The following is a 9,826-nucleotide window of genomic DNA, read 5'->3' on the forward strand; positions in this document are numbered from 1 at the left end:
GAAGCGGCTTGAATAGCCTTCTGGTAATGCGCACCTTCCATTTCCAGTCCACATACATTCCAGGTAGAATCATGGAAAAATCTTAAAATATCCTTGTTCTGAAGCGATGTTCCAAGTACGGTGATCATTGCTCCATCCACAACATTGATGTCATGACCATCAAGATCAGATTTCTTCAATTGGTTTTCGAACGGGTAATTATCTGCTGTTCCTTCAAAAAGGTGAGCATCAGGAATCATGATATCTCCTTTTCCACCTTCAAGAATTCCAGCTTTCCCCATAATAGAGATCGACCTTACGTTCATTTTGATCTCGATACCGTTGAAATTATATGGCTTCAGCAATTCGTCCATGGTTTCGTAAGCCTGCTCTCCAAAGGCATAATCCATCACCACGATAACCGGTTTTTCCTCAGCTTTAAGATTTGCGAATCCAGATTTAAAACTAAATTCCTCCAGCATGGAAGTATCAAAAATCTGAACGTCTATATTGGTACCGCTTCGATCTTCAATAAAGGTCATTCCTTTATCCAATGCCGCTTTGGTTACTTTGGTACGTAAAGCCCCATTCCCGCTGTCACTCAATTCCTCGTATATATCCAGGGCTTTCTTCTTTTTCAATTCAGTTTTAAGCGCAACTGGAGTATACAGCGTATTCATCACACTATGCATATTCGCACTTATGATATGAACAGGTCTATCCATTAGGTTCTTTTCAACAAGAACAGATTTTATATTATTTGCCCAGATCTCTCCATGAATATGGTGTCCAAGTCTTTCCCTTAATACCGGACTAAAAGTGATGATGCGTTTTTCATTTTTCACCGCTTCGCGAATCGCCATTTTTCCTAAAGACCAGATCACTCTAAGGAACCTGTCCGGATTCTGTGGAGTTGAAAATTTTGGATAAAGATTATTGATTTCAGAGAAAGTTCTACCCAGAATACTGGCGGTATGAGTAAGCGCAACCTCACGCTGAGCCTGAGTTAGACCATCCAGTTGAGTAACCGCGTATTCAAGTTTTTCCCAATCCCGGTTCACACTTCCATCTTCATCTATGATCACCCTTTTCATGATCTTATGAGATTCAATAAAAAGGAAGGTCAAATGCGTAAGGATATCATATATTTCTGAACGCCCACGCGTGATCTCAATGTTCATTTGTTCATCATCGATCCTGTAACAGTTTCTTCTTCTCTTAGGCGGGATAATAGGCTTAAAGTGAGAATTCCCATAACCTTCGTCACTGGTTAAGTTTATAAATCTGCATTCCTCGATCCCATGTGGAAGACGGTCTATAACATATAGCAAACCTTCAAGTTCTGCTTTTTCGTTGGCAATAGAACCGTAAATCTCCGGTCTAAGGGTTAATAAAGATTCTCTTAAGGTCTCTCCCGAAACACCCATAGGCTTGTAAAAGCCACGATTAAAAAGGTGTCTCATGGTTATATACATACGTTCTATAGCACCCGAACTTTCCTGGGCTCTGGTTCTACCCTGTAGTTTTAATATCGACATAGTAATTTTTTAAATAATCTTATATAATTTATCTGCAATGTCACGGTTATTGGAAAGTCTTGGAAGTTTATTCTGCCCTCCAAGTTTACCAATTGATTTCATATACTCCTGGAATGAATTCTGTGGCATTTTTTTAATCTTTAGTCTTTGCAGGATGTTACCCTCGATCAGGTCCAGATAGTACGAATTTTGCTCCTGCATAGCTTTATCGATCAACGAGGCAAAGCTATTCAAATCTTCCGGTTCTTTTTCAAATTCAATAAACCATTCGTGAAAAGGCAATTCTCCGTCTTCCGGATTAATTTGAGGGGCTACCGTAAATTCACTTATGGATGCATTGGTTTTTGAAACCGCGACCTGTAAAGCTTCTTCCACTTCTTTGGCGATCACATGTTCTCCAAACGCTGAAATAAAATGTTTTATCCTTCCCGAAACCATTACTCTGTAAGGGCTGGTGGAAGTAAACTGAATGGTGTCTCCCAAATTGTATGCCCACAGCCCGGCAGTGGTGGAAATGATCATTACATAGTTCACTCCTACTTCAACATCTTTTAGAACAAGTCGTTTAGGATTTTCATCGAAGAACTCATCAGCTTTGATGAATTCATAGAAGATCCCGGAATCCAGCTGTAATAACATTCCTTTTTCATCCTGTTTATCCTGAAAGGCGAAGAAACCTTCTGAAGCCGGATAAAGTTCAATACTATCAACCTTCCGACCAATCAATTTTTCAAATTTGGTGCGGTAAGGCTCATAATTCACTCCGCCATAAATAAAGAGATCGAAATTAGGGAAAATCTCTCCTACCTTCTTTCCGGTTTTATCCATAAGTCTCTCGAAATACATTTGCACCCAGGACGGAATCCCGCTGATAACCGACATATCTTCTTTGACGGTTTCTTCAACAATGGCATCTACCTTCTGCTCCCAGTCATCAATACAATTGGTTTCCCAGCTGGGCATACGATTCTTCTGAAGATATCCCGGCACGTAATGCGCCACTATCCCTGATAGGCGGCCAAGCTTTACCCCGTTCTTTTCAGAAAGCTCCGGGCTTCCCTGCAAAAAGATCATCTTACCATCAACAAACTTAGACTTCCCGGAATCATGGATATAACACAAAATGGCATTCCTTGCCGCGTTAATATGAGTTGGCATTGACTCTTTGGTCAAAGGAATATATTTTGCTCCGCTGGTGGTACCGGAAGTCTTGGCATAATATAATGGTTTCCCCGGCCAGAGAATATCTTCTTTCCCCGCAACCATGAGATCAACATATTCTCTAAGCTCCTCATAATCCCGGACAGGAACTCTTTTTACGAAATCTTCATGATTTGCCACCTGATCAAAACCATGATCAAGTCCAAATTTGGTTTTGGAAGCTTTTTCTATTAGCTCTTTAAAAACCTTTTCCTGGGTTTCATGCGGATTTGAAGCCCATTTATTTATTTTTCTCCTTATTACAGATGCAAAGATTTTTGCAGCAAAAGACTTTACAGACATATTTTAATTGAAATCTATATATTCAGCAGGGTCTACCGGGTTTCCTTCATTCCATAATTCAAAATGAAGATGAGGCCCTGTGGTTAATTCTCCAGTATTTCCAGCCGTGGCGATCACCTCACCACTTCTTACCATATCACCTTGTGCTTTGCTAATGGAAGCATTGTGTTTATAAACCGACAGCAATCCATAACTATGTTCGAGAATGATCACATACCCGGTTTCTGCCGTCCATTCAGCAAATATAACACGACCATCGGCCACAGCCTTAATTGGCGAATTACGCGTGGTCACAATATCTATGGCGTAGTGCTTTTTTTTGATATTATAAGGCTCTGAAATTGATCCTTTCACCGGAGGGAACAGAGAGAAATTGATATTATCTGTGGCGGTTGGAAGGATATTGTATTTATCTTCCTGAGCTACTTCTTCCCTTAAAAGTGAATCTGCTTTTATCCGGTTAATTTCCTCGTATTCCAGATCTGTGATGGGCTGACTTAATAGAGAATCCCTATTTAATTTATCAGTATCAAATTCACCCAATAAAGCATTTTTAATGGAGTTTAGATATTGATCGTTTAGCTTGATCACTTCTTGCAAAGAATCTGAAGTATAAGCAAGGTTTGCTGCCTTCTCCTTTAAATCTGCCGATGAGTACCCCGGAATATATTCTCTTAATGGGGTAAAAGCAATTAAGATGGTGGTTAAGGCGATAAGTAAAATTGCAGATACTCCCACTGCCACAAATACATTTAATCTGGTTAATCTAAAGGAAAACCTTTCTTCAAAGGTATCCTCATTTAGAACCACCATTCTGTATTTATGGAGGAGCTTCTTCGCGAACTTCTTTTTTTCCTTTTTATTTTCAGCCATAGGCGTAGATAAGTGTTACAAAGATAAATTAAATAATTTCCTATTATATACCCTGTTACAGGTAATTGAGAAGCGCTTAAAAAAGCTAATTTATTCCCATCTTAACGTTTATATTCCTTATTTCTTGCTAAGTTTGTAGAACTAAATTAAAAGACATGAATGCAATTATTTTGCCTTTGGCCATAGGAGCACCTCAAATAATTTTAATTGTGGTGGTGATATTGCTGCTCTTCGGAGGACGCAAAATTCCTGAATTAATGAGAGGTCTTGGAAGCGGAATTAAAGAATTTAAAGACGCATCGAAAGATGATGATAAGGATCCTAATCCAGATAATGGTAATAAAGTACCTAAAGAGAACAAATAGGAAACCGCTATAAAATTAAAAACCCAACTTTTCAGTTGGGTTTTTTTATTTAGTCAATCCTCGCAGATTGCAGGATCGCATCTAATTCAAATATATTATCCCGTTTACTTCTCGAAGGGGAAAAAACAAATCCTTCCAGGATTATAAATCTGTTGTTTTCAGTGTCTTTAATAGCATAATTCACAAAAGGTCCGGCCATAAAATCATTGTGAACTTCCCAGGTTCCTCTGGTTTCGTAGGCAAATTTTCCGTCAATTTCAGATTCAAAAAGGTAAGGAGCATAAGCTTTTTCAGTAATCATATAAGAACCTTCCAGTCTTCCAGGAATTTGAGCCTCTCCAATAGAATCACGCATTTTAATGATGTTAGACACTACAGAAGAGTCATTTTCTATCGAACTAATTGGCACCTCATAAACCAGTATTTCCATACTTCCCTTAGGGATCTCTTTTCTTATCCAGGAGAACTGCTCTTCGTCTTTAGCATACCTGTATGCAGTAGGAAATTTAAGGTTTAAACCAAACTTCTTACTTAGAGCATCATCTTTCTTTAAAGACTTTCTAATACGGCGTTGCTTTTCTTTAAGCTCAGTTTTTTTAAGAAGTTTTACGATGGAATCCGCCTGTTTATTGATAACCTCAATGATTTCATCTGAATTTTGTCCCTGGATAACAATACCTGTTTGAGGTCGTGAAAATTCATCGGTAACAAGGTCCATCCCTTTATTTCCGTCCTTTTCGATCTTAAGGAAAATTCTACTGTTCCTAACAAAGCCGGTAAATGTTTCCGGCGGAATCTGACTTAAACTGAATAATGGTTCTTCCTGCGGCAGACCATCTACCGGAGCGGCAAAATTTTGTCTAATAGCTTCTCCTACTTCACCTTCCCATAATTTATTTTCAACAACTACGGTAAGCTGATTAATATTACCGGAAGAATCTGTAAGAATCCGGTCGTCCTTAGTTGTTTTTTCCTGTTTACAGGCAATTAATAAAAAGATACCGGCTAATACGATTAAGCTACGTTTCATTATTCAGATTTTTGGATTTAATTCTTAACCTTTGGAAATCTTTATTTTCATTCCGGGTTTAAGACGATTGGTATTCATATCATTCCAACTCCTCAAATTTTGTACCGTAACACCGGGAAATTTCTTGGAAATACTCCACAGCGAATCCCCTCTCTTAACCGTATAGAATCTTTGATCTGGTTTTTTACTACCAGAATTAGACGATTTAGAGGAAGTTATGGCTACAGGTTTTTGAGGATATATGGTAAGGTATTGGCCTATGCGTAAATTATTGTTACGCATATTGTTCCATCTTTTGATACTACTTACTCCAACTCCATATTTTTCGGCAATTTTACCCAAATAATCACCTTTTCTTACTTTGTAGCGTATCCGGTCTTTGGTTTCTACATACTGCGGCAGAGACTCTTTTTTCTCTTCAATTTTGGTTTGAACAAAATCATAAATCGCTTCTTCATTGCTCACAAACTTACCTATCACGGGCTTAGGAAGTCTTACAGAATATTTTTCATCCTCCACAAACGGGATGATATCCAGCTTATAACTCGGATTTAAGAACTGCAGCATTTCCTTTTCTACTCCGGTAACTTTCGAGATCTGGTCAAAAGTCAGAAGTTTTTTAACCCTGATGGTATCGGTTTCAAAATAGACAACATCGGGATTTTTTGGTTGAAAGTTATGCTCATTGGCATATTCAAAAAGGTATAAAGTAGCAAGAAAAGCAGGTACATAGCCTGCTGTTTCACGTGGAAGATAATGTCGTAATTTCCAGTAATCTGTAGATCCACCGCTTCTTCTTATGGCTTTGGAAACATTCCCCGGCCCTGAATTGTAGGAGGCTAATACGAGATTCCAGTCTCCAAATACTTTATATAAACTCGCCAGATATTGTGCAGCGGCTTCAGTAGAACGTGCAGGATCCATTCGCTCATCTACATAGGAACTTACATCTAAACCATGCATTTTTCCTGTTGCAAACATAAATTGCCAGAGCCCTGTGGCGCCAACTCTTGATTTTGCCTTTGGATTTAAGGCAGATTCAACGATGGAAAGATATTTGATCTCCAGAGGAATGTCATATTTATCCAATTCCTGCTCATAAAGAGGAAAATAATAAGTACTCAGCGCCATTAAACGCTCCATACTCTTCTTATTTCGCTTTAGGTAGGATTTGATAACACTTTCAAGAATAGGGTTGTATTCCACGTTAAAAGGCGTACGGGCATTCAATTTTGCCAGCCTTGCTTTTAAAGTATCTGTGGGCAACTCATCATAGACCACATCTTCATAATCCTGATCCAAAATAGACTGCTGCATTTCCGCAAACAGATCTGAATTGGTAAGCTCCAGCTTCCACAAAGAATCTATGGTACGGGCATGTGGAAAATCTGCCAGTTTTACTTTTGCAGAATCATTGATCGTTGCAGAAATTGGCAGTTTATCAAGATACTCTTCATCTGGTGCAGCAAGTTGAATTTCTGTATCAGCAGATTTCTGAAATATCTGTACTCTGAAGTTTGCCTTTTCAACCCGTTGCTTCTTATCACTTTCCTGAGCAAAGCCAGAAATACCCGCCAATAATAACAGCGTAAAAAATTTTCCTCTCAGCATAAATCTGTTTTCAATAACGAACGGAATATAATCCGGTTTCGTATCATTTAATTTTTAATTGCTTCGATCCCTGGCAGGGATTTACCTTCAAGCATCTCCAACATGGCTCCACCACCAGTGGAAACATAACTTACCTTATCCTCAAAACCGAATTTTTTAACAGCTGCAACAGAGTCCCCTCCACCAACAAGTGAAAAAGCACCATTTTTAGTAGCTTCAGCTATGGCTTCACCAAGTTTGATGGTACCCGTAGCAAAAGTGTCCATTTCAAAAACACCTAAAGGACCATTCCATAAGATAATCCTGGAATCCTTAATCACGTTAGCAAAATTCTTAATTGTTTGAGGTCCCACGTCAAGACCCATCCAGCCATCAGGAATATTATCCACACTTTCTGTCTGAGTGCTTGCCTGTTCAGAAAAACTATCTGCAATGATAGAGTCTACCGGTAAATGTACTTCTACACCTTTTTCCTTGGCTTTCTTCAAAATATCCAGTGCAAGCTCCTGCTTGTCATCTTCTACCAGTGAATTCCCTATGTTTCCACCCTGGGCTTTGATAAAAGTATAGGTCATTCCACCACCAATAATCAAATGATCAATCTTATCCAGGATGTTTTCTATAACTGTTATTTTGGAAGATACCTTGGCACCTCCTAAAACTGCAGTTACAGGTTTTTCTTTACTATTTAAAACCTTATCCAGGCTCTTGATTTCTTTTGCTAAAAGGTAACCAAAACACTTTTCTTCAAAATATTTAGCCACAACTGTCGTGGATGCATGGGCTCTATGTGCAGTACCAAAGGCATCGTTCACATATATATCCCCTAATTTAGCCAGTTTTTTAGCGAAGTCTTCATCCCCTTTGGTTTCCTCTTCATGAAATCTAAGGTTCTCGATTAAAAGGATCTCTCCTGACTTAAGGTTGTTGGCTGCTTGTTCAACTTCCTCTCCGGTACAGTCTTCCACAAACTTTACCTCTACCCCTATTACTTCAGAAACTTTCTCAACTATATGATTAAGAGAGTATTTACTTTCTTTTCCTTTTGGTCTTCCTAAGTGAGACATTAAGACAACCCTACCTCCATCTTCAAGAATTTTAATGATGGTTGGTTTTGCTGCTTCAATTCGGTTTGCATCTGTAACCTCCATATTTTCATTAAGAGGAACATTAAAATCTACCCTGATTAAAGCGGTTTTATCATTAAAATTGTAATCGTCAACTGTTTTCATAGAAATGCTTTGTTACAAATATAAATTTTTCCGAAGATAATAAAGCCTATATAATTTTATATTTGCCTATGCTTTTTAACGAAATAATAGGGCTTCCGCACATAAAAAATCACCTGATTACAACGGCAGATAAAGGGAGAATTCCTCATGCCCAACTTTTTACAGGAAAGCCTGGAAGTGGTACTCTACCCATGGCCATCGCTTATGCACAATATATTTTATGCCGAAATACCGGTGGTGAAAATAATGATGAATCGGCCTCCAGCTGTAATTTAAAATTCAACAACCTTTCGCATCCCGATTTGCATTTTGCATTCCCGGTAGCGGCCAATGATAAAATAAAGAAACATCCGGTTTCTTCTCATTTTTTAGAAGAATGGAGATCTTTTATAAAAATCAACCCATATGGTAGTTTATATGACTGGTACCAAAATCTGGGAATTGAAAATAAACAGGGGAAAATAGGTGTTGATGAAGCTCAGGAAATTGTCAAAGCACTTTCCTTAAAATCATATGAAGGCGGATACAAATTCATGATCATCTGGATGCCCGAGAAGATGAATATGGAAGCGGCTAATAAATTGCTTAAACTAATTGAAGAGCCTCCAAATAATACCATCTTTTTACTTATTGCAGAAGATGAAGAACAGATCATCCAGACCATTCGAAGCAGATGCCAGAGATTGCACTTTCCGCCACTGGGAGAAGCAGATATTGAGAAAACTTTGATCAATAAAGAAAATTGTGAACCTAAACTCGCAAAAAAAATAGCCCATCAGGCCAACGGGGATTATACCCGTGCAACTCATATTCTAAAAAAGGATGCCGGAGATGAACAATTTGAAACCTGGTTTATAAGCTGGGTTCGTAGTGCATTTAAAGCAAAAGGAAATAAAGCTACGGTATTGGAACTGGTAGCCTGGAGTGAAGAGATTGCAGGTTTAAACCGCGAAACCCAGAAAAGCTTTTTACTTTATTGTCTTGACTTTTTCAGGCAATCTATGCTTTTAAATTATAAAGCTGAAAAACTGGTTTATCTGGAACCGACCACGGAAAAATTTAAAATGAAGAATTTTGCTCCGTTTGTGCATGGAAATAATATTCTTGATATAACTGAAGCTATAGAAACTGCTATTTATCATATTGGACGGAATGGAAATGCCAAGATCATTTTAACCGACCTATCAATTAAACTAACCCGATTTTTACATAAAAAAACAGCCTAACAATGGAAAACCTTACTAATCACATTACCGAGTTATTAATCCTTGTTTTTATACTTATAACCTTCCTGCAATCTGGAGTAGATAAAGCTATAGACTGGAATGGGAATACCGGATGGTTAAAAGAGCATTTTTCAGGAACTTTTTTAAGCGGAATGGTTCCTTTAATGGTTGGAATCATTTTAATTATTGAAGTTTTGGTAGGAATCCTTGCAATTGCCGGTATCGTATGGATATTAGGATATAATGATACAAGCCTGGCTCTGTACAGCTGTATTCTGGCATGTATTACTTTACTAATGCTTTTATTCGGCCAAAGAATCGCGAAAGATTATGCGGGAGCATTTACCCTTACCGGATATTTTATCGTTTGCATTTTGGGTGTTTACATAATGCAATAAGAAAAACAATACTGCATAAAAAAAAGGCTTCAAAAAATCTGAAGCCTTTTTTATTTTATTAAACTGAAAAT

General features: G+C 38.1%; 9 protein-coding genes. 3 read left to right on the plus strand and 6 right to left on the minus strand.

Annotated features, from left to right (window positions below; translation table 11 throughout):
* The 3 genes from ACNKXV_RS05280 to ACNKXV_RS05290 all read right to left on the minus strand — a co-directional run.
* Positions 1–1,517 (minus strand): DUF6909 family protein (locus ACNKXV_RS05280; RefSeq protein WP_417906658.1); only part of this gene is annotated, 1,517 nt, incomplete at its 3' end.
* 9 nt (positions 1,518–1,526) lie between these two features.
* Positions 1,527–3,020 (minus strand): GH3 auxin-responsive promoter family protein, encoded by a 1,494-nt coding sequence (locus tag ACNKXV_RS05285; protein WP_417906659.1) that lies wholly within the window; start codon positions 3,018–3,020, stop codon positions 1,527–1,529.
* 3 nt (positions 3,021–3,023) lie between these two features.
* On the minus strand, positions 3,024–3,893 hold the full coding sequence (locus tag ACNKXV_RS05290; protein WP_417906660.1) for a M23 family metallopeptidase: 870 nt from the start codon (positions 3,891–3,893) through the stop codon (positions 3,024–3,026).
* Between the two features lie 155 nt (positions 3,894–4,048).
* On the opposite strand from ACNKXV_RS05290, the gene tatA reads away from it, so the two are divergent.
* A complete protein-coding gene (gene tatA / locus ACNKXV_RS05295) occupies positions 4,049–4,258 on the plus strand; it encodes a twin-arginine translocase TatA/TatE family subunit (protein ID WP_417906661.1) in 210 nt (69 codons plus the stop codon).
* A gap of 49 nt (positions 4,259–4,307) precedes the next feature.
* Here tatA and ACNKXV_RS05300 read toward each other — a convergent pair whose 3' ends face one another.
* From ACNKXV_RS05300 to ACNKXV_RS05310, 3 genes are read right to left on the minus strand one after another with little or no spacing between them, the layout of a single operon-like run.
* Positions 4,308–5,288, minus strand: a complete 981-nt coding sequence (locus tag ACNKXV_RS05300) for a DUF4837 family protein (RefSeq protein ID WP_417906662.1) — start codon at positions 5,286–5,288, stop codon at positions 4,308–4,310.
* Between the two features lie 24 nt (positions 5,289–5,312).
* Positions 5,313–6,899: a lytic transglycosylase domain-containing protein gene (locus tag ACNKXV_RS05305; RefSeq protein ID WP_417906663.1), complete on the minus strand. Its 1,587-nt coding sequence runs from the start codon at positions 6,897–6,899 to the stop codon at positions 5,313–5,315.
* A gap of 47 nt (positions 6,900–6,946) precedes the next feature.
* Positions 6,947–8,131 (minus strand): phosphoglycerate kinase, encoded by a 1,185-nt coding sequence (locus ACNKXV_RS05310; protein WP_417906664.1) that lies wholly within the window; start codon positions 8,129–8,131, stop codon positions 6,947–6,949.
* Between the two features lie 68 nt (positions 8,132–8,199).
* On the opposite strand from ACNKXV_RS05310, the gene ACNKXV_RS05315 reads away from it, so the two are divergent.
* Both ACNKXV_RS05315 and ACNKXV_RS05320 read left to right on the plus strand, forming a co-directional pair.
* Positions 8,200–9,357, plus strand: coding sequence for a DNA polymerase III subunit (locus ACNKXV_RS05315; protein WP_417906665.1), 1,158 nt, complete (start codon positions 8,200–8,202; stop codon positions 9,355–9,357).
* 2 nt (positions 9,358–9,359) lie between these two features.
* On the plus strand, positions 9,360–9,755 hold the full coding sequence (locus tag ACNKXV_RS05320) for a DoxX family protein (protein WP_417906666.1): 396 nt from the start codon (positions 9,360–9,362) through the stop codon (positions 9,753–9,755).
* Positions 9,756–9,826: the final 71 nt, after the last annotated feature.

It is taken from the genome of Christiangramia aquimixticola (genome assembly GCF_048285835.1).
GTDB classification, from domain to species: domain Bacteria; phylum Bacteroidota; class Bacteroidia; order Flavobacteriales; family Flavobacteriaceae; genus Christiangramia; species Christiangramia aquimixticola.